Here is a 21,759-nt window from a genome sequence, read left to right as displayed (position 1 = left end):
GTGCGGAGTCTCAGGCGACGTCGCGCCGTGCGCCCCGGTCCAGTGCGGCCTCGACCTCGGCGGCGGTCTGCACGTCGCCGAAATAGAGATAGAAGGCGATGAGCGAGGCATTGTGCTCCGCATCCGTCATCGCGGCATTGGCATCGGCCACCATGATGGTGCGGAAGTTCAGCATCATCGCATCGCGCGCGGTGGATTCGCAGCAGACATTGGTCAGGGTGCCGGCGATGAGCACGGTATCGATGCCGTGCCCGCGCAGCCGTTCCTCGAGGTCGGAGGCGCCGCGGATGAAGCAGGAATAGCGGAACTTCGGCACGATCGCATCGCCCTCGCGGATGTCGAGATCGGGCCAGAAAGCGTGCCCCGGCGCGCCCGGCGCGATGGAGCGGATGCGCGCGGCGCGGCGGGCGGGGCTCGCCTGCTCCTCCAGAACCGACCATTCCTCCCGCGAGCGTTCGTCCGAGGCGTTCTGGATCCAGTACACCGCCCCGCCCGTGCGGCGCAGCGTCTCCGCGAGACGGTTGATGGTGGGGACGATGCCGGGCGCGGTCGGCACGCAGGAATGGCCGAGCTCGGCATGCATGTAGCCGAGCTGCATATCCACCACGAGCAGCGCGGTGCGGACAGGATCGAGCGCCGCGAAGGGATGCGGTGTGCCGCAGCGCCTGACGACACGCTCGATGACGCTCTCAGGGATATCGATAATGTGGGGCATCAGGCGAACTCAGGCTGTGAAACCCGGATGCAGCGCACGATGCGTCCGGGCTCCGGGCTGACGGGTGGCGGCATGGCGAGGTTGCAGTCGGCGATCGCCCGGGCGCAGCGCGGCGCGAAGCTGCATCCGGGCGGCAGGCGACGCATGTCGGGCGGCGTGCCTGGAATGGTCTTGAGGTCCTGGTCGCGCGGCTGGTCATGCACAGTGGAGGCGAGCAGCCCCGCCGTATAGGGATGCTGCGGGTTGCGCAGCAGGTCGCGCACCGGTCCCGTTTCCACCACCCGGCCCGCATACATGACAGCGACGCGGTCGGCGATCTCCGCCGCGACGCCGAGGTCATGGGTCACGAAGATCACGGACATGCCGAGCTCCTGCTGCAGCCGCCGCAGCAGGATCAGCACCTGGATCTGCACCGTGGCGTCGAGCGCGGTGGTCGGCTCGTCCGCCAGCAGCAGCTTGGGCTCGCAGGAGAGGGCGAGCGCGATCATGGCGCGCTGACGCAGCCCGCCCGAGAGCTCATGCGGATAGGCGTCCAGCCGCCGCTCCGCGGAGGGGATTCGGACCAGCTCGAACAGGTCCAGCGCGCGCCGGCGCCCTTCCCTGCGGCTGACGCCGCGGTGCAGGGCGACGACCTCCGAGATCTGGTCGCCCACGCGCACCACGGGATCGAAGGCGGTCATCGGCTCCTGGAAGATCATGGAGACGGTGGCGCCGCGCATCGCACGCAGCGCCTTGTCGTCCATCGCCAATACGTCCTGGCCGGCGATATGGATCTTCCCCGTGATGACGGCGCGCTTCGGCGGCAGGAGGCGCATGAGCGCCCGCATCGTCACGCTCTTGCCGGAGCCGCTCTCGCCCAGCATGCACATCACCTCACCCGGCATCATGGTGAAGCTGACGCCGTTCACCGCGCGGACATTGCTCTCGCGCGTGACGAAATTAACCGAGAGGTCCTCGACCTCGACCAGGGGCTGGGCCGCGCTCAATGCCGCAGCGCCTGGCTGTGGCCCGAGGATGGGTCTTGCATGTGGCAGGCCGCGAGATGGGCATCGTCGCCGCCGGCGCTGAGCATGGGCGCCCTGGCGCTGCACACGGCTTCCGCATGGGGGCAGCGCGTGTGGAAGCGACAGCCCGCGGGGGGATTGATCGGGTTGGGCGGGTCGCCGCTGACCGGCGCCTCCTCCCGCCTCTGGTCCGGATCGAGCGCCGGCCGCGAGGCCAGCAGCGCCCGCGTGTAGGGATGCCTGGGGCTGGCGTAGAGCGCATCCGCCGGGCCGATCTCCACGACTTCGCCAAGATACATCACCATCACCCGGTCGCTGATCCAGCGCACCACGCCGAGATCGTGGCTGATAAAGATATAGGTGAGGTTGAGGTCGCGCTTCAGCGCCTGCAGCAGGTTCAGCACCTGCGCCTCGACGCTTTTGTCCAGCGCCGAGACCGCCTCGTCCAGGATGATCATGCGCGGCTTCATCGCGAGCGCCCGGGCGATGTTGATGCGCTGCTTCTGCCCGCCCGAGAGCTCATGCGGGTAGCGCCCGCCGAAGAGCGCCGGGTTCAATCCGACCTTCACCAGTAGCTCCCGCGCCATGCCGATCGCCTCGGCCTGCCTCGTGCCCAGCGCGATGGGGCCGAAGGCGATGGAATTCTGCACGGGCATGCGCGGGTTGAGCGAGGAGGCGCTGTCCTGGAACACCATCTGCACCTGGCGGCGCATCTCCGCCACGCTGATGCCGCCACGCTCGCCGACCGCATCGCCATCGAAGATCTGCTCGCCCGCATCGGGCATGATGAGACGCATGAGCAGCCGCGCCACGGTGGATTTGCCGCAGCCGGACTCGCCGACAATGCCGAGCGTCTCGCCCTTGCGCACCGCGAAGGAGATGCCGTCCACCGCCCGCACCCGCGCCGAGACGCGGCCGAAGATGCCGCCGCGGATGGGGAAGTGCTTCTTCAGCCCCTGCACGGTCAGCAACGGCTGCCGCGGCCCGCCGCGGTCGCGGCCGTCATTCTCCTCGACGGCGAAGGATGTCATGGCCATCGCCTTCAGCTCCGTACGTCCATGGCGGCGCGCAGCCCATCGCTCACCAGGTTCATGCTGATGGAGGTGATCAGGATCGCGATGCCGGGCATCGCCGCGACCAGCGGACTGACATAGATCGCCTGGCGCAGCGCGTTCAGCATCAGCCCCCAGTCCGGATCGGGCGGCTTCACGCCGAGCCCGAGGAAGGAGAGGCCCGATGCCAGGATGATCGCCACCGAGACCAGGCTCGATGCGTAGATCAGTATCGGCCCCAGCACATTGCCGATGACATGGTGCCTGACGACGAGGTGCATCGGCGCGCCCGTCGCCCGCGCCGCGTCCACGAAGTCGAGGTTGCGGACCTGGGTCGTCGCCGTCTCCGCCACGCGGCAGAGCGGTGGGATGAAGACCAGCGTCAGCGCGATCATCCCATTCACCGCGCCGCCCCCCATGGCGCCGGAGATGGCGACCGCCAGCAGCACCGAGGGGAAGGCGTAGAACACGTCCATCACGCGCATGATGCTCATGTTCACGACGCCGCCCGCGAAGCCCGCCAGCACGCCGAGGCTGCCGCCGATGAGGGTCGCGATGATCACCGGGAGGATGCCCATGGTGAGCGTGATGCGCCCGCCATGGAGGAGGCGGGAGAGCATGTCGCGCCCCAGCTCGTCCGTGCCGAGCCAGTACCGGTCCTGGTACCCCGGCGGCTTGAGCCGGCGGATGATGCTTTCCTGGTAGGGGTCGAAGGGGGCCAGCAGCGGTGCTGCGACCGCCGCCAGGATGATGAGCAGCAGCAGCGCACCGAAGAACAGGGTCACGTGGTCGTAGCGCAGGCGATAGCCGACGGTCCCCCAGTAGCCGCGCTGCGTCGGCAGGGCGAGCTCGGCGGCATCGGGTGCTGCGGTGTCGCTCACGGCGGTGGACATGGGTGTTGCCCCTTTGCAAGTGGAGCGTCCGATTCAGACCTCCAGGCCCGTCTGGTCATCGGGCGCTCAGCCGCGCCGGATGCGCGGGTCGAGCGTGGACTGGATGAGGTCCACGGCGAGGTTGGTCACGACGAAGATCATGGCGAGAACGAGGATGGTGCCCTGCAGTACCGGCACGTCCCGGGTCAGGATCGCCTTGCTGAGCAGGTAGCCGCTGCCCGGCCAGGCGAAGACGGTCTCGACCAGGATGGAGCCGCCCATCAGCGTGCCGAATTGCAGCCCCATCACCGCGAGCACCGGCGGCAGCGCGTTCTTGATCGCATGCTTCAGGACCCGCCATTCCGGCAGCCCGTTGGCGCGCAGCGTGACGACAAAATCCTGGTTCATCACCTCCGAGATCGCGGATCGCGTGGTGCGCGCGATGATGCCGACCGGGATCATGGACAGCGTGATGACCGGCAGGATGAGGTACTGGATATGCTCCCAGCTCGTCGGGTCGAAGCGCTCGCCGGCGGTGCCGGAGGAGGGCAGGATCATCAGCTCCACCGAGAAGATGATGATCAGCACGATGGCGAGCCAGTAGTTCGGGACCGAGACGCCGAGCACGGCGACGCCGGTGACGACCCGGTCGAGCCAGGTCCCGGCCTTCCGCCCCGCGATGGTGCCGAGGACGAAGGCGATGCTGAAGGCGACCAGCACCGAGAGCGTCGCGAGCAGAACGGTGTTGCCGAGCGAGCGCTGGATCTCCTCGATCACCGGTCGGCCATTGGCGATGGAGCGGCCGAAATCGCCGCTCACCACCCTGCCGAGCCATTCGATGTACTGGACCGGCAGCGGTCGATCGAGGCCGTAAAGCCGCTTCAGCCGGTCCACGGTCTCGGCATCCGCATCGGGCGGCAGCAGGGTCTGCACAGGATCGCCCGGTGCCAGGTAGACCAGCAGGTAGCAGATCATGGAGACGCCGAGAGCGATGGGGATCGCTGCGATCAGGCGGCGGATCACATAGCCGAACATCGCGGCGCCTCAGCGTGGTGCGATGGTGATCGGGGTCAGGTCCTGGAACCAGCTCTGCGCCTGGGTGAAGCCGCGCAAGCGCGGCGACATGGCGCGCGGGTTGAGGTCATGCACGACCCAGAGCATCACCGCGTCCTCGCTCATTTTCTCATGGATCTGCGTCAGGATGCGCAGCCGCTCGGCAGGGTCGAAGGTGGCCAGCGCCTGGTTGACCAGCGCGTCCATCTCCGGGTTGCGGTAATGGCCCCAGTTGGAGCCGGCAGGGGCTGCCTGCGCACTCCAGACGAAGCGGAACATCCCGTTGAACGGGTCCTGCAGCGAACGGCTGATGTTGATGCCGTTGACGGTCGGGTGCCGCCCGCGGCCTTCGCGGCCCACCTGCAGCAGCGCGTTCCAGTCCATGGTCTGCAGCGTGACCTGGAAACCCGCAGCCTCAAGCTGCGCCTTGACCAGCTCGTTCATCGGCAGCGGCTGCATCTGGCCGGAGCCGGAGGTCGAGATGGCGAAGGTGACGCGGCAGGGCAGGCACCCCGCCTCCTGCAGCAGCGCACGGGCCCGGGCGGGATCGTATTCGTAGCGCCTGGGATTGCCGTAGTAGGGCGTGCTGGGCGTCAGGTTCGCGAAGCCCGGCAGTGCCATGCCGCCCAGCATCTCCACGAAGTCGGCGCGGTTCAGGGCATGGTTGGCGGCGCGCCGCACCCGCAGATCGGCGAAGGGCCCGTCCACGAAGTTGAGCTGATATGCCCAGTTGTGCGGGTAGGAATTGCTGACGATCTGCATGCGCGCGGAGCGCAGGCGTGGAATGGCGTCCGGCGCCGGCGCCTCGATCCAGTCCACCTGGCCGGAGAGCAGCGCCGCGGTGCGCGTCGAGGCCTCCGGCATGGGCAGCAGCACCAGCCGGTCATGCTTGGGTACCCGGTCGCGGTCCCAGTAGTCGGGGTTGCGGACCAGTTCGAGCCGCTCCCCCGGCACCATGCGGGCGAAGCGGTAGGGGCCGGTGCCCGAGGGATTGCGCGCGAAGGCGTCCGCATCGTTGTTCACCTCCGCCGAGCGGCGGGGGCTCACCATCATGAGGAAGCTCATGTTGTAGGGCAGCAGGCTGTCCGGCTGCTTCGTCGTGATGGCGACGGTAAGCTCGTCCACCGCCTCGATGCCTTCGTAGTTGCCGAGATAGGCACGGGCGAAGGCGAATTGGCGAGGGTTGAACTGCGGCGCGCCCTCCCGCGTGAAGCGCTCGAAGTTCCAGACGATGTCGGCGGCCGTCATCGGCGAGCCGTCATGGAACCGCACGTCGCGGCGGAGCTGGAAGATCCAGCGGCGGTTGTTGTTGGGGTCGATGGCCCAGGATGTGGCGAGGCCCGGCTTGATGTCGGCCGCGACATCGCCGCGCGAGAGATCCCACAGGACCAGCGCGTCGTAGAGGTTGTAGCCGACGAAGCGCCAGCCCTCGAAGCCCTGGTCGGGGATGCCGGCGGTGAGTGGGATGTCGCCCGCCGTCATGCCGACGCGCAGCACCGTTTCCTGCGCCCTTGCGGGCGGCGCGGCGAGGGCAGCGAGAAGCGCGAAACCCGCGCCGAGGAGGGAAAGACGTCGCGTCGTCATGGCAGCTCCCGCTCCGGAGGGCCTTTCGGCCATCCGAGTGACATGGAGTGCGACTGCCTTCCCCCGCCGCGCCCGGGATGCGGGGGCGACCTGCGTCAAGGTTAGGCCGAGCGCAAAAGCCGCGACAACATCAAACTTGTGCAGTGCGAAAAAAGCGATGGCCGCAGGATCAGAGGGCGAGCCCCGCCTCGTTCCAGGGCGTGCTGACCAGTTTGCCGCTGGTGGAGAGCGTGATGAAGGCGGTGCGCAGCCCTTCGCCGCCGAAGCAGATATTGGTCGGCATCCGCTCCGGCATCTTCACCACCCGGATGATCTCGCCAGCGGGCGAGACGGTGGTGATCTCGCCGGCGACCAGCGTCGCCACCACGATGTTGCCCGCGGCGGTGACGGCCAGGCTGTCGAGCCGGCGGAAGCCCGGGAACTGGCAGAGCAGCCGTCCGCCATGCGGGCTCGGCCAGGGCTCCTTGCGGAGATGCCCCGGGCTTTCGACGTCCCAGGCCCAGAGGCGGCCGGTCTCGGTCTCGGCCGCGTAGAGCGTCCTGCCGTCCGGGCTGAGGCCGATGCCATTGGCGCCGCCCGGCACCGGATAGGCGGCTTCGATGATGCCGCTGCCATCGGTCGCCGCCCAGTAGATGCCGCCATGGTCACGGTCGCGGTGCCGCACCTTGCCGAGATCGCTGAACCAGAAGCCAGAACGCCCGTCGAAGACGATGTCGTTCGGTCCCTTGAGGGGCGTGCCGCCGCAACGGTCATAGAGCCGCGTGACATCGCCGGTCACGGGGTCCACGCGTTCGATGCGGCCGGTCTGGTAATCCGTGGACTGGCCGATCGGGCGGATGAAGCCCGGCTCCTCATGCCAGTGGAAACCGCCATTGTTGCAGACATAGAGTTGGCCGTCGGGCCCGAGCGCCATGCCGTTCGGCCCGTCGCCGGGCGAGGCGATCACGCTCACCATGCCGTCCGGGGCAATGCGGGTGATGCGGCCTGCCGCGATTTCGACCAGCGCGATCGAGCCGTCCGGCATCGCAACCGGACCTTCGGGGAAGCGCAGCCCCGTCGCCAAGGTGGTCAGCGCGATCTCTTCGGCCATCGACATTACTCCTGCCCTTGCGGGCAGCATGACGCCGCTTCGGCTGACCGCAAAGGGCCGATCGCCGCGGAACCGCTTCCAGCATGGCTTGACGCCGTGCCGCCGCACACGGGAGCCTGAGGACATGACACGCCCCGACCCCGTCGCCCTCGCGGTGCTCGAAAACCGCTTCCGTGCCATCGTCGAGGAAATGGGGGAGGCGATGCTGCGCACCACCTATTCCCAGATCCTGAACTCCTCGCGCGATTTCTCGATCGCGCTCTGCGATGCGCAATGCCGGCTGGTGGCGCAGGCCGACCATATCCCCGTGCATGTCGGCGCCATGCCCTTCGCGGCACGCGCGGTTGCCGATGCATTCGGCGATCAGGTGCGGGAAGGCGACATCTTCCTGCTGAACGACCCCTATCACGGCGGCAGCCACCTGCCCGACCTCACCATCGTGGTGCCGGTGATGGACAATGGGGTGCTGCGCTTCTGGTCGCTGGTGCGCGCGCACCAGACCGATATCGGCGGCGCCACCCATGGCGGCTACAACCCCGCCGCCACCGAGATCTGGCAGGAAGGCCTCCGCGTGCCGCCGATCCGCCTCGGCGAAGGGCGCCTGCCGCGGCCCGACCTGGTGATGATGCTGGTCACCAACACCCGCATGCCGCGGGAGGTCCGGGGCGACCTGATGGCGATGATCGGCGCCGCGCATCTCGGTGAGAAGCGGCTGCTCACGCTTCTCGGCAAGCATGGCGGTGCGATGCTCGCCGAAGCCGTGGAGGCGATCTTCGACCTGTCGGAGGCGCATGCGCGGCGCATCGTCGCGGACTGGCGGGACGGCACCTGGGAGGGCGAGGCCATCCTGGACGATGACGGGCACGACGCGCGCGACATCCGCATCCATGCGCGGGTGACGAAGCAGGGCGACCGCCTGACGGTCGACCTGTCGGACAGCGCGCCGCAGACCGTGGGTTTCGTCAATTCCAGCTACCCGAACATGCGCAGCGCCGTCGCCATGGCGTTCGCGTATCTGCTGGATCCGGAGGTCGCGAAGAATGACGGCGCCTTCCGCCCGCTGGAGGTGATCGCGAAGGAAGGTACCGTGGTCTGGGCGCGGGAGGGGGCGCCGGTGACGCTCTGCACCTCCCATTGCTCGAACGAGATCGTGGAGGCGGTGGTGAAGGCGCTGGCCAATGCCTGCCCGGACCGCGCCATGGGCGGCTGGGGCCGGCGCTTCCGCATCGCGATCCAGGGGCGCGACCCGCGCCGCAACCGCAACTTCGTCTGGCACCTGTTCCATGCCCGGCCGGGCGGCGGCGGATCGGCGCGCGGCGACGGCTGGTCCACGGCCGGCGAATGGCATTCGGCAGGCGGCCTCAAATTCGGCAGCGTGGAGATGGCCGAGACCCGCTTCCCCCTGTTCTTCCAGCATCACGAGTTCCGCCCGGATTCCGCGGGCGACGGCACCCATCGCGGCGGTTTCGGCGGCGAGTTGGCCCTGGTGGTCGAAAGCGACGGCCCCTGCCGCGGGAACACCGCCGGCGACGGCGCCCGCCACGGCTCCGTCGGCATGCTCGGCGGCGAGGACAGCGCGCCGCACCGCTACGTGCTGCAGCGGAGCGATGGCAGTGAGCGCGTGCTGGCGACCAAGGAGGTCGGCATCGCGATCGCCCCCGGCGATACGCTGCGCGTGCAGGCCGCCGGCGGCGGCGGCTGGGGGCCGCCGGAGAAGCGCGATCCCGCAGCAAGGGCGGCCGATCGCCGCGAAGGCTTGGTGACGCGATGAGCCTCATAATTGGAGCGTCCGATTCAGATCTCCGGACCCTTCGGCCCTCCGATCATCGAACGCTCTATCGCATCGGCGTCGATGTCGGCGGCACCTTCACCGACGTCGTCGGCATCGCGCCCGACGGCATCACGACCTTGGCCAAGGCCGCTTCCACGCCGGCAGACCAGAGCGAGGGCGTGGTCGCCGGCCTCGCCACCCTCGCCGAGGCACTGGGACTGACCCTGGCAGATCTGCTGGCGCGGACCGAGCGCATCGTCCATGGCACCACCGTCGCCACCAATGCGCTGCTCGAACGCCGCGGCGCCAAGGTGGCGATGCTGACGACCGAAGGCCATCGCGACGTGATCGAGATGCGCGAAGGCCTGAAGCCCGAACGCTACGACCTGCGCCTGCCCGCCGCCCCTGCCCTGGTGCCGCGCCATCGCCGTATCCCGGTGCGGGAGCGGTTGCGGCCGGACGGCCGTGTGGAGGCGCCGCTGGATCCTGGCTCCGTCGATGCCGCGATCGCGAGCGCGAAGGCGGAAGGGGCAGAATCGGTCGCCATCTGCTTCCTGCACGCTTGGCGCGACCCGACGCATGAGCGCCAGGCGGCGGAGGCGGTGCGTGCGGCGCTGCCCGATGTCTTCGTCACCCACTCCGCCGAGGTGCTGCCCCAGATCAAGGAGTTCGAGCGCTTCTCGACGACCGCTGTGAACGCCTATGTCGGCCCGGTCGTCGCCCGCTACCTGACCCGGCTGCGCACGCGGCTCGCCGAGGCCGGCTATGGCGGGCCGGTCTTCGTCATCCTCTCCCATGGCGGCGTCGCCCCGGTGGAGGAGGCGGCGCGGCTCGCGGCCGGCACCGCGCTCTCCGGCCCCGCCGGGGGCGTCGCCGCCGGGGTCGCCCTCGCCCGACAGGGGCTTGGGCAGGACCTCGTCACCTTCGATGTCGGCGGCACCTCCACCGATATCGCCTTGATCGAAGGCGGCGAGGCCGCGCTCGGCCGCGGGCGGGAGGTCGGGGGCGAGCGCATCGCGCTGGAAAGCCTCGACATCGTGACGCTTGGCGCCGGCGGCGGCTCCATCGCGCATCTGGGGCCGGGCGGGCTGCTGCAGGTTGGGCCGCGCAGCGCCGGCGCGGTGCCAGGGCCGGTCTGCTACGGGCAGGGCGGCACCGAACCCTCCGTCACCGACGCCAACCTGGTGCTCGGTTATCTCGATCCCGGGAACTTCCTTGGCGGCAAGCGGGTGCTGGACCGGGCCGCGGCCGAGGCGGCCTTCGGCCGGCTCGGGGCACAGCTCGGCCTTGGCGCGGCCGAGGCTGCGGCTGGCGCCCACCGCATCGCCAATCTCCGCATGGCTGATGGCATCCGGCTGGCGACGGTCCGGCGCGGCGTCGATCCGCGCGGCTTCACGCTCCTCGCCTTCGGCGGCGCCGCCGGGCTGCATGCCAGCGCGGTGGCGCGGGAGCTCGGCATGGCCAGGGTCGCGGTGCCGGTCTTCGCGGCCGGCCTCTCGGCCTGGGGGATGCTGCACACCGACCTCCGTTACGAGGTCTCCCGCAGCCTGGAAGGCGCGGGCCTGCCGGGCGATGCGGCGCTGCGCGAGACCTTCGCGGCGCTGGAGGCCGATGGCCGCGCCCGGGTCTCCGGCTGGTTCGGGGGCGAGGTCGCGGTCCGCCGGGCCGCCGACATGCGCTACGGCGAGCAGGTCTTCGAGGTCGGCGTGCCGCTGGATGGCGTCGACTGGGAGGCGCCCGGCCTTGCCGAGCGGGTGGCCGAGGCTTTCCACCTCCGGCACGAGCAGCTCTTCACCTATGCGCTGCGCGGCGAAGAGGTGGCGCTGGTGAATGCCCGGATCGCGGTGCTCGGCCTGCTGCCGGGCGGCGAGTCGCGGGCGGTGCTGCCGCCCGCCCGCACCAGCGTGGCCACCCGCCACATCCGGCTGGAAGACGGCCCGGCCGAGGTGCCGGTGCATGGCTTCGCGGCACTGCTGCCGGGCCAGGCCATCCCGGGCCCTGCCATCGTCGAGAGCGACACGACCACGGTGCTGATCCTGCCGGGCGATATCGCCCGGATGGATGCGCGTGGCTGGCTGGCGATCGAGCTGCCCTGAAACGGCAAAGGCCCGCCAAAAGGCGGGCCTTTGCGAAACCATTGAAGAAAGACACGTTTGAAGAGAGGCGCGGCTTTGAAGAGAGGCGCGGCCGATTCAGACCTCCGGGCCCTTCGGCCCTGCGGTCATCGGACGCGCTCAGGCGGCCTTCTTTTCCTTCGCGCGCTCCAGGCGGCGCTTCAGGATGATGGTCTCCAAGGTCAGCTTCCGGTCCGGGGTCTCGAGCAGGTAGGCGTCGATGCCGCCATTGTGCTCCACCGTGCGGATGCCGTTGGTGGTCAGGCGCAGGCGGATCTGGGCGCCGAGCACGTCGGAGAAGAACGACGTCTCCTGCAGGTTGGGCAGGAAGCGGCGACGCGTCTTGTTGTTCGCGTGGCTGACGTTGTTCCCGGAGAGGACACCCTTGCCGGTGACGGCGCAGCGGCGAGCCATGGCAGAAAATTCCTACAAGCGAATGATGCGCGGCCCCGGCAGGGTCGCGAGAGGCGGGTTTCTGGCCGAGGTCGGCCGAAAGGTCAAGCCATTCCGGAGGGGGGCGGGCCGTCGCGCATTTCCCTGAGCTCCCCGGTTTCGACCGAGTGCAGGGCGCTGCGCAGTACCTGGGCGATCGCGCGGTCGTCCATGGAACGGGCCAGGAGACCGAGCGCGCCGCCGAGCAGCGCGGAGGCGACCGAGAGCGGCGCGATGTTCTGCCCCATCATGTACTCGATCGCCTTGTCCACGACGGAACCGGCATGGCTGAGGTCTTCCGGGGCAACGCCCCGGGGGTCCATTTGCATGGGACACTGAACTCCTTACAACTGAGGCAGATAAGCAGGATCGGTGGCCGAGGGAAGGGCCTGCCCCCCGCTTCAGGCCCCCGGCACCTCCTCGGTCTCCCGCAGCCGGGGGCTGCCGAAGCCTGCCGCCGCCTGGGCGGCCGCCGCGGCTTCGGCCATCGCCACCGCCTCCGACTGGCGGCGCCACATCTCGGCATAGAGGCCACCGGCCGCGATCAGCGCGCCATGGGTTCCGCGCTCCGCGATCAGCCCGTCCTGGAGGACGATGATCTCGTCCGCCTCGACCACGGTCGAAAGGCGATGCGCGATGACGAGCGTGGTGCGGTCGCGCGCGACGTCGCGCAGCGCCGCCTGGATCTCCTGCTCGGTGCCGGTGTCGAGCGCGCTGGTCGCCTCGTCCAGGATCAGGATACGGGGATCCTTCAGGATGGTGCGCGCGATCGCGACGCGCTGCTTCTCCCCGCCCGAGAGCTTCAGCCCACGCTCGCCCACCCGGGTGTCGTAGCCGTCCGGCAGGCGCAGCACGAAGTCGTGCACCTGCGCGAGCTTCGCCGCCTGCTCGACCTCCTCCTGGGTCGCACCGGGGCGGCCATAGGCGATGTTGTAGCGGATGGTGTCGTTGAACAGCACGGTGTCCTGGGGCACCACGCCGATCGCGGCGCGCAGGCTGTCCTGGGTCACGCCGCGCACATCCTCGCCATCGATCAGCACGCGCCCGCCGGTCACGTCGTAGAAGCGGAACAGCAGGCGGGAGATGGTGGACTTGCCGGCGCCGGTCGGCCCGACGATCGCCAGCATCCGCCCGGGCGGCACCGAGAAGGAGACGCCCTTCAGGATCACACGGTCCGGCCGGTAGCCGAAGCGCACGTCCTCGAACACCAGCGCGCCGGGACCGGGCTTCAGGGCCGGCGCATTCGGCGCATCCGCGACCTCCCGCGGCTGCCGCAGCAGGGTGAACATCTGCTCCATGTCGATCAGCCCCTGCTTCATCTCGCGATAAACGAAGCCGAGGAAGTTCAGCGGCAGATAGAGCTGGATCAGATAGGTGTTCACCAGGACGAAATCGCCGATCGTCATGGTGCCGTTCGCCACACCGCGCGCCGCCATCAGCATCACCGCGGTCAGGCCGATCGCGATGATCGCCGCCTGCCCCGCGTTCAGCGCGTTCAGCGACACCTCCGAGCGGACATAGGCGCGCTCATAGCGCTGCAGGGAAGCGTCGTAGCGCCGCGATTCGTGCGCTTCGTTGTTGAAGTACTTCACCGTCTCGTAGTTCAGCAGGCTGTCGATCGCCTTGGTGTTCGCCTCCTGGTCGGTCTCATTCATCTCGCGCCGGAAGCGGGTGCGCCAGTCGGTGAAGATCAGGGTGAAGGCGATGTAGATGGCGATGGTGCCGAAGGTGACGGCGGCGAAGGCGAAATCGAACAGGCTCCAGAGGATGGCGGTGACCAGCAGGATCTCGATCAGCGTCGGCACGATGCTGAACAGCATGAAGTCGAGCACGAAGTTGATGCCGCGCGTGCCGCGCTCGATCACCCGGGACAGGCCGCCGGTCTGCCGGTCGAGGTGGAAGCGGAGCGACAGCGCATGCAGGTGCTGGAACACCGACAGCGCGATGCGCCGGGCCGCCCGCGCCTGCACCTTGGCGAAGACCGCGTCGCGCAGCTCCCCGAACCCCGCCGAGAGCAGGCGCAGCAGGCCATAGCCCAGGATCAGCGCCAGCGGGATCGCGGCCACCGCGGCCACGCCCTCCAGCGGCCTGAGCCCGTCAACCGCCCGGGCATAGGCGATCGGCACCACGACATTCGCGGCCTTGCCGGCGACCAGCGCCAGCAGCGCAATGACGACGCGGGTCCTGAGCTCCGTCTCCCCCTTCGGCCAGAGATAGGGCATCAGGGTCAGCAGGGTGCGGCCGTGGTTCGCTTCGGGAGGGGAAGGATTGAGCATGACGGCGCATGTGGCCCGGAATCCCCGCCCGGTCCAGAAGCGAGCGGGTTACTTATGGCGGGCGGCTGCGTTACCCAGGGCGCATGTCCAGCGCCGCCGGCTTCGCCCGCCACATCGCCGCCTGCAACAACCTGCCCTCCCCGGCCGGGTACATCCCCTTCCGCCTCGGCCCGGCGCAGATCGGCTGGATCGCCCCGGATCTCGCCCAGGCGCTCACTTTCTTCCCCCGCGACTTCCATTTCGACCGTAACGGGGTCGCGACCGCCGCCCGCCTGCGCAGCCCCGGCACCCGCAGCCAGGCGCTCGCCGAAGCGCTGCCGGCGCTGGAGGCCCGCGGGCTGCTGAAGATCCGCGGCGAGCTCTTCGACCTGCGCGCCGAAAGCGCCGGCCCGGTGCTCGGCCAGCTCGACCGCGGCGCCCTGCCGGCCTTCGGCGCCATGTCCCAGGGCGTGCATGTGAACGGCCTGGTGCGCCGCGGCGACGGGCTGCATCTCTGGATCGGCATCCGCTCCCGCGACAAGGCGGTGGCCCCCGGCCAGCTCGACAATATCGTGGCCGGCGGCATCCCCGCCGGGCTCTCCGCCGAGGAGACGCTGATCAAGGAAGCCGCGGAGGAGGCCGGGCTGCCCCCCGACCTCGCAGCACGGGCCCGGCCGGTCGGCCGCGTCTCCTACACCATGCGCAACGCCGAGGGCCTGCGTCGGGATGTGCTGCACTGCTACGACCTCGAGCTCCCGGAAGGCTTCACGCCGCACCCGCATGACGACGAGGTGGAGCGCTTCGAGCTCTGGCCCGTCGCCCGGGTCATCGCGGCGGTGCGCGACACCGACGAGGTGAAGTTCAACGTCAACCTGGTGCTGATCGACCTCTTCCTGCGCGAGGGCCTGATCGAGGACCCCGACAGCACCCTCCGCGCCGGGCTGGACCAGGGACCGGAGTGAGTTGACCCTGAGAGGGACGAAAGGCCCTTTCCGGGAGGCGCCTTACACCATCGCCAGGACCTCCGCCGGAGAGAGCCCGGCGGCGCGAAGGGCGCGCAAGGGCTGGGCGCCGTCGCGCTTGGCGAGGCGCCGGCCGGTGGGATCGGTCAGCAGGCGGTGATGGGCATAGGCGGGTTCCGGCCAGCCCATCAGCGCCTGCACCAGGCGGTGGATGTCGGTCGCAGCCAGCAGGTCCTCGCCCCGGATCACCAGGGTGACGCCCTGGAACGCATCGTCGTGGGTGACGCAGAGATGATAGCTCGCCGGCGTGTCCTTGCGGGCCAGCACCACGTCGCCGAAGCGGGCCGGGTCGCAGGCGAGGCGGCCCCTGCCTTGCTCCGCGAAGCTGAGCGGCCCCGGTGCGGCAGCGAGCGCCGCCGCCATGTCGAGGCGGAGCGCATAGGGGGCGCCGGCGGCGATGCGCGCCGCGCGGGCGGCGTCGCCCAGATGGCGGCAGGTGCCAGGATAGACCGGGCCTTCCGGCCCCTGCGGGGCGCCGGCGGCGGCGATCTCGGCGCGGGTGCAGAAGCAGGGGTAGAGCAGGCCGCGCGCTTCCAGCGCCCCCAGCGTGGCGCGGTATTCCGCGAAGTGCCGCGACTGGATCCGCACCGGCCCGTCCCAGTCGAGCCCCAGCCAGGCCAGGTCCTCGAGGATCGCCTCGGTGAATTCCGGACGGCAGCGGGTGCGGTCGATATCCTCGATGCGCAGCAGGAAGCGCCCGCCGGCAGCACGGGCCGCGCGCCAGCCGGCGAGCGCCGAATATGCGTGGCCCAGGTGAAGATACCCTGTCGGGCTGGGGGCGAAGCGCGTAACGATCCCGGTTGCGGCCATGGCGCTTCCGCGCTACCGCCGCCGCTGGCCGAGGACAAGGAGGCATCCGCGCATGCTGCTCACGGGACCCCGCATCGCGCCCGCTTCCGGCGGGAAGCCCGCGAAGCTCGTCGTCATCCTGCATGGCCTGGGCGCCAGCGGGAACGACTTGATCGGCATCGGCCATCTCTGGAGCCGCAGCCTGCCGGACGCCGAGTTCGTCGCCTATGACGCGCCCTTCGCCTACCCGCCCCTGCCTTCCGGCAAGCAGTGGTTCGATCTCGAGGAGCGGCGGCCGGACGTGGTGAACGAGGCGCTGCGCAGCGTCTCCCGCACCTTGTTCGACAGCCTCGACGCGGAGCTCAAGCGGCTGGGGCTCGAGGATGACGACCTGGCGATCACCGGCTTCTCGCAGGGAGCGATGCTGACCCTCTTTGCCGGTCTGCGGCGGCCGAAGCGGCCGGCGGCGCTGATCGGCTATTCCGGCGCCCTGCTGGTGCCGGAGGTGCTGCCCTTCGACATCACGGTCCGCCCGCCGGTGCTGCTGATCCATGGCGAGACGGATTCCGTGGTACCGGCCAAGGCGACGCGCGACGCGGCTGAGACACTGCGCGACAGCGCGGTGACGGTGCACGCCCATGTGACGCCGGGGCTCGAGCACACGATCGACCAGCAGGGGATCGATCTCGGCGCCTCCTTCCTGCAGCACAGCTTCGCGGAAGCGGCGAGGTTGCGGGCGGAACGGCTTGCGAAAGCTCAGTGACAGTCACGGCCTGCGGGTTGCACGCGCCGTGGCGGGCTGGCATGAATGCTGCACAACGCGACGGCGCCACATGATCTGGGGCCTGTCGGTCGCGAAAGGCCCCAGGGATTGAGGGCACCCGGCCCGGCGCAAGGCGCCGCCGCCGGAAAAGGGCTCCGTCGCCGAACGGCCGCCTCCCGGGCGGCGGAAAGGAGCGGCGCTTGCCTGATGGTGGACAGAGCGTAGGGGCTCAATCCTTCCCCGCGCTTGTGCTGAACGCGGATTTCCGGCCGCTCTCCTACTTCCCGCTCTCCGTCTGGGCGTGGCAGGACGCCGTGAAGGCCGTGTTCCTGGACCGGGTTTCGGTGCTCAACGAATACGAGATCGCTGTGCACTCGCCCACGCTGACGATGCGGCTGCCGAGCGTGATCGCGCTGAAGGAGTATATCCCGGCCGCGCGGCGCCCGGCCTTCACGCGCTTCAACGTCTTCCTGCGCGACAGCTTCGAATGCCAGTACTGCACCGACGCGATGCCGGCCCATGACCTGACCTTCGATCACGTGGTCCCCCGCAGCCGCGGCGGCCGCACCACCTGGGAAAACGTCGTCACCGCCTGCGGCCCCTGCAACCTGCGCAAGGGCAGCAAGCTGCCGCGGGAGTGCCACATGTTCCCGGTGCAGACCCCGCGCCAGCCGACGAGCTGGGAATTGCAGGAGAATGGCCGCGCCTTCCCGCCCAACCACCTGCACGAAAGCTGGCGCGACTACCTCTACTGGGACAGCGAGCTGGAGAACTGACCAGCCCGGTCATTCAGGGCCGTCGAGGATCGCCGCCACCTGCCCGGCCATGCTGGTGAAATAGCGTCGCAGCACCTCCCGCTGCTGGGTCGGGTGCTGGAAGGTCGCCCGCAGCTTCAGAAAGCGACCCCGGAGGCCCGTCACGCAGAGATGGTCGCTCCGCTCCCACTCTCCGGGCGCCGATTGCGGCGGGGCGGCGATGACGCGCCGCGTCCTGACGCAGCGGAAGGCCGGGCCGCCCCGTGGCGCGTGGCGGTAATCCGGCAGGCGCGTGACCTCGGCAGCGGCCGCCCCGCCTTCGCGCCTGTTGAGGACAGCCAGCATCGTCGCTGTCGCATCCTGCAGATGCGCCTGCGCCGCCGGCGAGTCCGGGCCGCTTGGCAGGGCCTCCGGGCTTTCCCGGAACAGGTAGATCGTCACGGCCCCGTCCGGCTGCCGATAGCCGACCAAGGCGCCTTCCAGCGTGCGGGGGGCGGCATCCTGCATCGGGGGACGGATCCGGGTTGCCAGCATCAGCCGGACCGGCACGCGCGCCAGCAGGACCAGGCTTTCGCCACCCTGGGACCGCAGCCCTTCCCCCTCCGCCACCGCCGCGCCGGCGATCGCGGCACCGAGAAGGGCGGCCGGCAACAGCCGGCGCAGGCACGCGACGAGGCTTCTTGGCCTTGCCCCCATGCCATGCAGGCTATCGTTCCGCCACCGGGCCGGGAAGTGATCCGAGCGGCTCCTCGCCGTTAGTTGCCCCGGCCGGCGTGGCGCACCGCTGACGCGCATCGCCATAGACGAATGGTTACCATTCCGTTACTCAGTTCAACAATCACCCGTGACCTGTCTCAAATGTCATTCTTTTGATTGCATTTGGTTCGCATTTGCTAATGTGTCTCCAGCGCCGTCGCACAGGCCATGACCTATGTCCGAATCCACCCCTCCGCTGACCCGCATCATCGAAGCACGCCTCCTCGAGGAGACGCCGAGGCTGCGGGCTGAATTCGGCGCGCTGCGCCCGGGCCATGTGCGGAGCTTCGCGCTCGACGATCTGTTCCCGCGAGAGATCCTGGACGCGGCCCTGGCGGCCATGCCGACGCTGCCCGGCATGTTGCGGCGGGCCAACAGCAAGGAGCGCAAATTCGTCTGCGCCCGGTTGGATACGCTGGCGGGGCCGGTGCGCGACGTCGTCCTCGCCCTGAACCGGCCGGAGATTGCCGCCGCAGTCGCCGGCATCACCGGCATGTCCGCGCTGGAGACCGACCCGCAGCTCTACAATGGCGGCGTCACCTGCATGCTGCCGGGCGACTTCATGTGCCCGCATCTCGACAACAGCCACGACTACGCGCGGAAGCGGCGGCGGGAGGTGGTGATGCTGACTTACCTGTCGCCGCATTGGCGGGAGGATTACGGTGGCCACCTGATGCTCTGGCAAGACCACCGCAAGGGCGCCCTGCAACCCGTGGCCTATCGCAGCAACCGGCTGGTTGTCATGGAGACGACCGATGCGTCCTGGCATGCGGTCACGCCGATCACCGGGCCGATGCCCCGCATCAACGTCACGACCTATTTCTACGCACCGCCAGCGATCCGTCACCCGGTACGGCTGACCCGCTTCGCGGCCTGGCCAGGCCAATCCGTACGGCAGGCGATGTTCGACGGCGAATTCGCGCTGCGCTCCCTGGCCAATCGCGCCGGGGCGCGACGCTTCCTGCCGAACCGCCACGTCGACAAGCCCGCGGTCGGGGCCTGACCGCTGTCGGGATCTGGAGCGTGATTGCTTGAGGTGGAATCACCGAAAGCGTGAATCACGCGATCAAGCACTTAGCGGGCCTTCACCGGCCGGTCGCCATAGCTGTCCTGCGGCACGCCCTTGCCGAGCGACATATGCGAATGCACACCAAGCCAGCGCCCGTCCGGCTGCTTCTGCAGCACGATGGTGGCGCGCCCCGGCCGGTCGAAGCGGCTGCCGTCCTTGTGGAAGCCGGTGCTGGTCCAGGGCGTGACGGCGACCGCCATGCCGCCGTCCGGCGAGGCCAGGATCAGGGTGTTCGGCAGGTCGAAGGCGAAATCCGCGGTGCGCGGCCAGACATTGTCCCACTGCGTGTCGGTCCAGGCCTGGCGGCTCCTCACCAGTTCCTGGAAGGTGCCGAAGATGGCGATGTCGTCGTGCCAGAAGGGATAGGCGCCGGCATAGTCGACCTCCCGCACGCGGGCGGCGAAGCGGTCAAGCCAGCCGCGAATCTCCGCGGTGAGGGCGGCGTCGGCTTCGGGCAAGGTCATCGTCAAACTTTCTCGCTGATCCTGATCGCCAGCTTGCAGCCAAGCTTGATCGCCGCATAGAGCGGGCGATAGGCCGGCGCCAGCTCCGCCTCGTTCTCGAGGCCGATGTCACGGTGCTCCAGCTCCTCCTGCCGGAAGCGCTCGATCGTCTCCTTCAGCGGCGCCTCGTCATCGCCCAGCGCCTCGTTCTGGGCGCGGTAATGCTCGTCGATCGCCTCCTCGACGGCGACTGTGCAGGCCATGGCGCCGCGATAGCCGAGCAACGCGGTCGCCGCCCCCAGCGCGAAGCCGGCGACGTGCCAGATCGGCAGCATCGCGGTCGGCCGCACCCGGCGCTCGGCGATCAGGCGGGAGAAGGTGTCGAGATGGACCTGCTCCTGCTCCTGCATATGGCGCAGCAGAGGTTCGTGCCTGGTGCCCTTCAGCACCGCGATCTGGCCCTGGTAGATGCGCTTCGCACCGTATTCACCGGCATGATCGACCCGGATGGTGCGTTCGACGAATTCGCGCGGGGTGGGGTCGCCGGGCAGGCGGCGATCGCCGGTCCTGGTCATGCTGCTCTCAGTCATGCACGGGCTTCCTTGCGAAGGACGGTGAACGCGAAGGCCGCGAGGCCGAGCGCGTAGAGGACATTCATGGCCGCCATCGAGACCGGCAGGCCGGGGATCAGGAAGGTGGCCGCGTCGCAGGGTTTGGCGGGCCCCGCGGCGGCGGCCATGCTGCGCATCAGATCCTCGACGCTGGCGGCGGCGCCGCTGCTGGTGTTCGCGGCCTGGCAGCTCGCCAGCGGGGAGGGCCACCAGCCGAATTCCACCCCGGCATGCAGCACGCCGATCCCGCCCGAGACCAGGACCGCCAGGATCGCGCCGCCGAGCAGCAGGGGCCGCGCCCGCCCGGGCAGCAGCGCCGCCAGCAGCGCCAAGCCCGCCGCGACCCAATACGGCCATCGCTGCCAAAGGCAGAGGGCGCAGGGCACCAGGCCCCAGGATTCGCTCGCCATGGCGAACAGGGGCGCGGCGGCCGCGAGGACGGCGATGAGGATCGGCATCGCCCCCTAGATCGTCCCAAACCGCGGCTTCCGCAACTGGACCCTGGCCGGATCCGCGCCTAGCCTCCCGAGGCAACGGCAGGAGGAAACGCATGGCGCCGATCACCATCTGGGGCCGCGCGAGCTCGAGCAATGTGATGAAGCTGCTCTGGCTCTGCGAGGAGCTGGCACTGCCCTATGAGCGGATCGACGCCGGCGGCGAATTCGGTCGCACGCGCGACCCTGGCTACCTGGCCATGAACCCGAACGCGCTGGTGCCGACCCTGGTGGAGGCCGACGGCTTCAGCCTGTGGGAGAGCAATGCGATCCTGCGCTACCTCGCTGCCACGCGGGCGCCCGGGACGGCATTCCATCCCGCGGATCCGAGGGCTCGCGCCGATGCCGAGCGCTGGATGGACTGGCAGCTCGCGAGCCTCAACGCGCCGATGACCCCTCTCTTCATCGGCCTGGTGCGCACGCCCTCGGAGAAGCGCGACGCCGCCACGATCGCCGCCGCGCGCGACCGCACCGAGGCGCTCTGGGCGATCGTGGATGCGCGGCTCACCGATCGTTCCTTCATGACCGGCGAGGCGCTGACGCTCGCGGACATCGCGCTCGGCGTCTATGTGCATCGCTGGTTCGCGCTGCCGATCGCGCGGCGCGAGATGCCGGCGCTCGCCGCCTGGTATGCAAGGCTGCTGCAGCGCGAGGGCTTCCGGGAGCATTGCGCCGGGACGCTCGCCTGAGGGATCGACAAGCACAAGCAAGGGAGAGAACGACGATGCTCGACACACCGCAGCGCACCACGCTCCGCCGCGGCGAGGGCGCGCAGTTCGACCACGGCCTGCGCGCCTTCTTCGCCTATCGCGACCTTGGCATCCAGGAAGCGACCGCGGGCCGCTTCGGCGCGCATGTGATCCGCGCAGTGCCCGGCGAAGGCGCCAAGCCGCACTGGCACAACCACGAGCTCGACTTCCAGATGGTGTTCATCCTGAAGGGCTGGGTGCGCTTCGAATACGAGGATATCGGCGAGGTGGAGCTGCGCCCGGGCGACTGCATCTACCAGCCGCCACAGGTGCGGCACCGCGAGATCGCGCATTCGGAGGATCTGGAGCTGATCGAGATCACCTCCCCCGCCGAGTTCAAGACCAACGAGGTCGACGCCCCCTGAT

Annotated in this window: 23 protein-coding genes; 8 read left to right on the top strand and 15 right to left on the bottom strand. The window is 69.5% G+C overall.

The features are described 5' to 3' along the window. Positions 1-10: 10 nt before the first annotated feature. The 7 genes from GXW71_RS22450 to GXW71_RS22420 form a co-directional block, all read right to left on the bottom strand. Entirely contained in the window at positions 11-715 is a 705-nt protein-coding gene (locus tag GXW71_RS22450; RefSeq protein ID WP_211854921.1) for an isochorismatase family protein, read from the bottom strand. Further along, positions 715-1,701 carry an ABC transporter ATP-binding protein gene (locus tag GXW71_RS22445; protein WP_211854920.1) on the bottom strand — a complete coding sequence of 329 codons (987 nt, stop codon included), beginning with the start codon at positions 1,699-1,701 and terminating at the stop codon, positions 715-717. The genes GXW71_RS22450 and GXW71_RS22445 overlap by 1 nt, the downstream gene beginning before the upstream one ends. Next, a complete protein-coding gene (locus GXW71_RS22440) occupies positions 1,698-2,750 on the bottom strand; it encodes an ABC transporter ATP-binding protein (protein WP_211854919.1) in 1,053 nt (350 codons plus the stop codon). Before GXW71_RS22440 ends, GXW71_RS22445 begins: the two co-directional genes overlap by 4 nt. An 11-nt stretch (positions 2,751-2,761) precedes the next feature. Further along, positions 2,762-3,664 (bottom strand): ABC transporter permease, encoded by a 903-nt coding sequence (locus GXW71_RS22435; RefSeq protein ID WP_211854918.1) that lies wholly within the window; start codon positions 3,662-3,664, stop codon positions 2,762-2,764. Positions 3,665-3,730: 66 nt separating this feature from the next. Continuing rightward, a complete protein-coding gene (locus GXW71_RS22430) occupies positions 3,731-4,678 on the bottom strand; it encodes an ABC transporter permease (protein WP_211854917.1) in 948 nt (315 codons plus the stop codon). Between the two features lie 9 nt (positions 4,679-4,687). After that, entirely contained in the window at positions 4,688-6,280 is a 1,593-nt protein-coding gene (locus GXW71_RS22425; RefSeq protein ID WP_211854916.1) for an ABC transporter substrate-binding protein, read from the bottom strand. A gap of 169 nt (positions 6,281-6,449) precedes the next feature. Further along, positions 6,450-7,370 carry an SMP-30/gluconolactonase/LRE family protein gene (locus GXW71_RS22420; RefSeq protein WP_211854915.1) on the bottom strand — a complete coding sequence of 307 codons (921 nt, stop codon included), beginning with the start codon at positions 7,368-7,370 and terminating at the stop codon, positions 6,450-6,452. 124 nt (positions 7,371-7,494) lie between these two features. Between GXW71_RS22420 and GXW71_RS22415 the strand changes: the two genes are divergently transcribed. Both GXW71_RS22415 and GXW71_RS22410 read left to right on the top strand, forming a co-directional pair. After that, positions 7,495-9,141, top strand: a complete 1,647-nt coding sequence (locus GXW71_RS22415) for a hydantoinase B/oxoprolinase family protein (RefSeq protein WP_211854914.1) — start codon at positions 7,495-7,497, stop codon at positions 9,139-9,141. Then, positions 9,138-11,237: a hydantoinase/oxoprolinase family protein gene (locus tag GXW71_RS22410; RefSeq protein WP_211854913.1), complete on the top strand. Its 2,100-nt coding sequence runs from the start codon at positions 9,138-9,140 to the stop codon at positions 11,235-11,237. The genes GXW71_RS22415 and GXW71_RS22410 overlap by 4 nt, the downstream gene beginning before the upstream one ends. Positions 11,238-11,375: 138 nt before the next feature. Here the strand turns inward: GXW71_RS22410 and rpmB are convergent, their stop codons facing one another. The 3 genes from rpmB to GXW71_RS22395 form a co-directional block, all read right to left on the bottom strand. Continuing rightward, entirely contained in the window at positions 11,376-11,669 is a 294-nt protein-coding gene (gene rpmB / locus GXW71_RS22405) for a 50S ribosomal protein L28 (RefSeq protein ID WP_211854912.1), read from the bottom strand. 83 nt (positions 11,670-11,752) lie between these two features. Then, complete coding sequence (locus GXW71_RS22400; RefSeq protein WP_211854911.1) at positions 11,753-12,016, bottom strand: hypothetical protein; 264 nt, start codon at positions 12,014-12,016, stop codon at positions 11,753-11,755. 72 nt (positions 12,017-12,088) lie between these two features. Then, entirely contained in the window at positions 12,089-13,963 is a 1,875-nt protein-coding gene (locus GXW71_RS22395; protein ID WP_211854910.1) for an ABCB family ABC transporter ATP-binding protein/permease, read from the bottom strand. Positions 13,964-14,046: 83 nt separating this feature from the next. Between GXW71_RS22395 and GXW71_RS22390 the strand changes: the two genes are divergently transcribed. Next, positions 14,047-14,904, top strand: coding sequence for an NUDIX hydrolase (locus GXW71_RS22390; RefSeq protein WP_211854909.1), 858 nt, complete (start codon positions 14,047-14,049; stop codon positions 14,902-14,904). 42 nt (positions 14,905-14,946) lie between these two features. Here GXW71_RS22390 and gluQRS read toward each other — a convergent pair whose 3' ends face one another. Continuing rightward, positions 14,947-15,774 (bottom strand): tRNA glutamyl-Q(34) synthetase GluQRS, encoded by an 828-nt coding sequence (gene gluQRS / locus GXW71_RS22385; protein ID WP_211854908.1) that lies wholly within the window; start codon positions 15,772-15,774, stop codon positions 14,947-14,949. Between the two features lie 52 nt (positions 15,775-15,826). Between gluQRS and GXW71_RS22380 the strand changes: the two genes are divergently transcribed. Continuing rightward, positions 15,827-16,516, top strand: a complete 690-nt coding sequence (locus tag GXW71_RS22380; RefSeq protein WP_211854907.1) for an alpha/beta hydrolase — start codon at positions 15,827-15,829, stop codon at positions 16,514-16,516. Between the two features lie 200 nt (positions 16,517-16,716). Continuing rightward, positions 16,717-17,292: an HNH endonuclease gene (locus tag GXW71_RS22375; protein ID WP_211854906.1), complete on the top strand. Its 576-nt coding sequence runs from the start codon at positions 16,717-16,719 to the stop codon at positions 17,290-17,292. Positions 17,293-17,301: 9 nt separating this feature from the next. Here the strand turns inward: GXW71_RS22375 and GXW71_RS22370 are convergent, their stop codons facing one another. After that, positions 17,302-17,922 (bottom strand): hypothetical protein, encoded by a 621-nt coding sequence (locus tag GXW71_RS22370; protein WP_211854905.1) that lies wholly within the window; start codon positions 17,920-17,922, stop codon positions 17,302-17,304. Positions 17,923-18,202: 280 nt separating this feature from the next. Between GXW71_RS22370 and GXW71_RS22365 the strand changes: the two genes are divergently transcribed. Beyond that, positions 18,203-19,030: a 2OG-Fe(II) oxygenase gene (locus tag GXW71_RS22365; protein WP_211854904.1), complete on the top strand. Its 828-nt coding sequence runs from the start codon at positions 18,203-18,205 to the stop codon at positions 19,028-19,030. 71 nt (positions 19,031-19,101) lie between these two features. On the opposite strand, the gene GXW71_RS22360 is transcribed toward GXW71_RS22365, so the two are convergent. From GXW71_RS22360 to GXW71_RS22350, 3 genes are read right to left on the bottom strand one after another with little or no spacing between them, the layout of a single operon-like run. Then, complete coding sequence (locus tag GXW71_RS22360; RefSeq protein ID WP_211854903.1) at positions 19,102-19,560, bottom strand: YybH family protein; 459 nt, start codon at positions 19,558-19,560, stop codon at positions 19,102-19,104. A 2-nt stretch (positions 19,561-19,562) separates the two neighbouring features. After that, positions 19,563-20,129 (bottom strand): demethoxyubiquinone hydroxylase family protein, encoded by a 567-nt coding sequence (locus tag GXW71_RS22355; protein ID WP_408901843.1) that lies wholly within the window; start codon positions 20,127-20,129, stop codon positions 19,563-19,565. Then, positions 20,126-20,608 carry a disulfide bond formation protein B gene (locus GXW71_RS22350; protein ID WP_211854902.1) on the bottom strand — a complete coding sequence of 161 codons (483 nt, stop codon included), beginning with the start codon at positions 20,606-20,608 and terminating at the stop codon, positions 20,126-20,128. The genes GXW71_RS22355 and GXW71_RS22350 overlap by 4 nt, the downstream gene beginning before the upstream one ends. A gap of 92 nt (positions 20,609-20,700) precedes the next feature. On the opposite strand from GXW71_RS22350, the gene GXW71_RS22345 reads away from it, so the two are divergent. Both GXW71_RS22345 and GXW71_RS22340 read left to right on the top strand, forming a co-directional pair. Next, positions 20,701-21,333: a glutathione S-transferase family protein gene (locus GXW71_RS22345; RefSeq protein WP_211854901.1), complete on the top strand. Its 633-nt coding sequence runs from the start codon at positions 20,701-20,703 to the stop codon at positions 21,331-21,333. A gap of 35 nt (positions 21,334-21,368) precedes the next feature. Continuing rightward, positions 21,369-21,758 carry a cupin domain-containing protein gene (locus tag GXW71_RS22340; protein ID WP_211854900.1) on the top strand — a complete coding sequence of 130 codons (390 nt, stop codon included), beginning with the start codon at positions 21,369-21,371 and terminating at the stop codon, positions 21,756-21,758. Position 21,759: the final 1 nt, after the last annotated feature.

The sequence above is a fragment of the Plastoroseomonas hellenica genome (assembly GCF_018129085.1).
Classification (GTDB): Bacteria; Pseudomonadota; Alphaproteobacteria; order Acetobacterales; family Acetobacteraceae; genus Plastoroseomonas; species Plastoroseomonas hellenica.
The sequence above is the reverse complement of the archived record's forward strand: the minus strand, read 5'-3'. Positions and strand labels throughout refer to the sequence as shown.

Coding starts and splice junctions, on each gene's coding strand:
- GXW71_RS22450 (WP_211854921.1), bottom strand. CDS start 715: ATGCCCCACATTATCGATATCCCTGAGAGCGTCATCGAGCGTGTCGTC.
- GXW71_RS22440 (WP_211854919.1), bottom strand. CDS start 2,750: ATGACATCCTTCGCCGTCGAGGAGAATGACGGCCGCGACCGCGGCGGG.
- GXW71_RS22435 (WP_211854918.1), bottom strand. CDS start 3,664: ATGTCCACCGCCGTGAGCGACACCGCAGCACCCGATGCCGCCGAGCTC.
- GXW71_RS22430 (WP_211854917.1), bottom strand. CDS start 4,678: ATGTTCGGCTATGTGATCCGCCGCCTGATCGCAGCGATCCCCATCGCT.
- GXW71_RS22425 (WP_211854916.1), bottom strand. CDS start 6,280: ATGACGACGCGACGTCTTTCCCTCCTCGGCGCGGGTTTCGCGCTTCTC.
- GXW71_RS22420 (WP_211854915.1), bottom strand. CDS start 7,370: ATGGCCGAAGAGATCGCGCTGACCACCTTGGCGACGGGGCTGCGCTTC.
- GXW71_RS22415 (WP_211854914.1), top strand. CDS start 7,495: ATGACACGCCCCGACCCCGTCGCCCTCGCGGTGCTCGAAAACCGCTTC.
- GXW71_RS22410 (WP_211854913.1), top strand. CDS start 9,138: ATGAGCCTCATAATTGGAGCGTCCGATTCAGATCTCCGGACCCTTCGG.
- rpmB (WP_211854912.1), bottom strand. CDS start 11,669: ATGGCTCGCCGCTGCGCCGTCACCGGCAAGGGTGTCCTCTCCGGGAAC.
- GXW71_RS22400 (WP_211854911.1), bottom strand. CDS start 12,016: ATGCAAATGGACCCCCGGGGCGTTGCCCCGGAAGACCTCAGCCATGCC.
- GXW71_RS22395 (WP_211854910.1), bottom strand. CDS start 13,963: ATGCTCAATCCTTCCCCTCCCGAAGCGAACCACGGCCGCACCCTGCTG.
- GXW71_RS22390 (WP_211854909.1), top strand. CDS start 14,047: ATGTCCAGCGCCGCCGGCTTCGCCCGCCACATCGCCGCCTGCAACAAC.
- gluQRS (WP_211854908.1), bottom strand. CDS start 15,774: ATGGCCGCAACCGGGATCGTTACGCGCTTCGCCCCCAGCCCGACAGGG.
- GXW71_RS22380 (WP_211854907.1), top strand. CDS start 15,827: ATGCTGCTCACGGGACCCCGCATCGCGCCCGCTTCCGGCGGGAAGCCC.
- GXW71_RS22365 (WP_211854904.1), top strand. CDS start 18,203: ATGTCCGAATCCACCCCTCCGCTGACCCGCATCATCGAAGCACGCCTC.
- GXW71_RS22360 (WP_211854903.1), bottom strand. CDS start 19,560: ATGACCTTGCCCGAAGCCGACGCCGCCCTCACCGCGGAGATTCGCGGC.
- GXW71_RS22355 (WP_408901843.1), bottom strand. CDS start 20,129: ATGACTGAGAGCAGCATGACCAGGACCGGCGATCGCCGCCTGCCCGGC.
- GXW71_RS22350 (WP_211854902.1), bottom strand. CDS start 20,608: ATGCCGATCCTCATCGCCGTCCTCGCGGCCGCCGCGCCCCTGTTCGCC.
- GXW71_RS22345 (WP_211854901.1), top strand. CDS start 20,701: ATGGCGCCGATCACCATCTGGGGCCGCGCGAGCTCGAGCAATGTGATG.
- GXW71_RS22340 (WP_211854900.1), top strand. CDS start 21,369: ATGCTCGACACACCGCAGCGCACCACGCTCCGCCGCGGCGAGGGCGCG.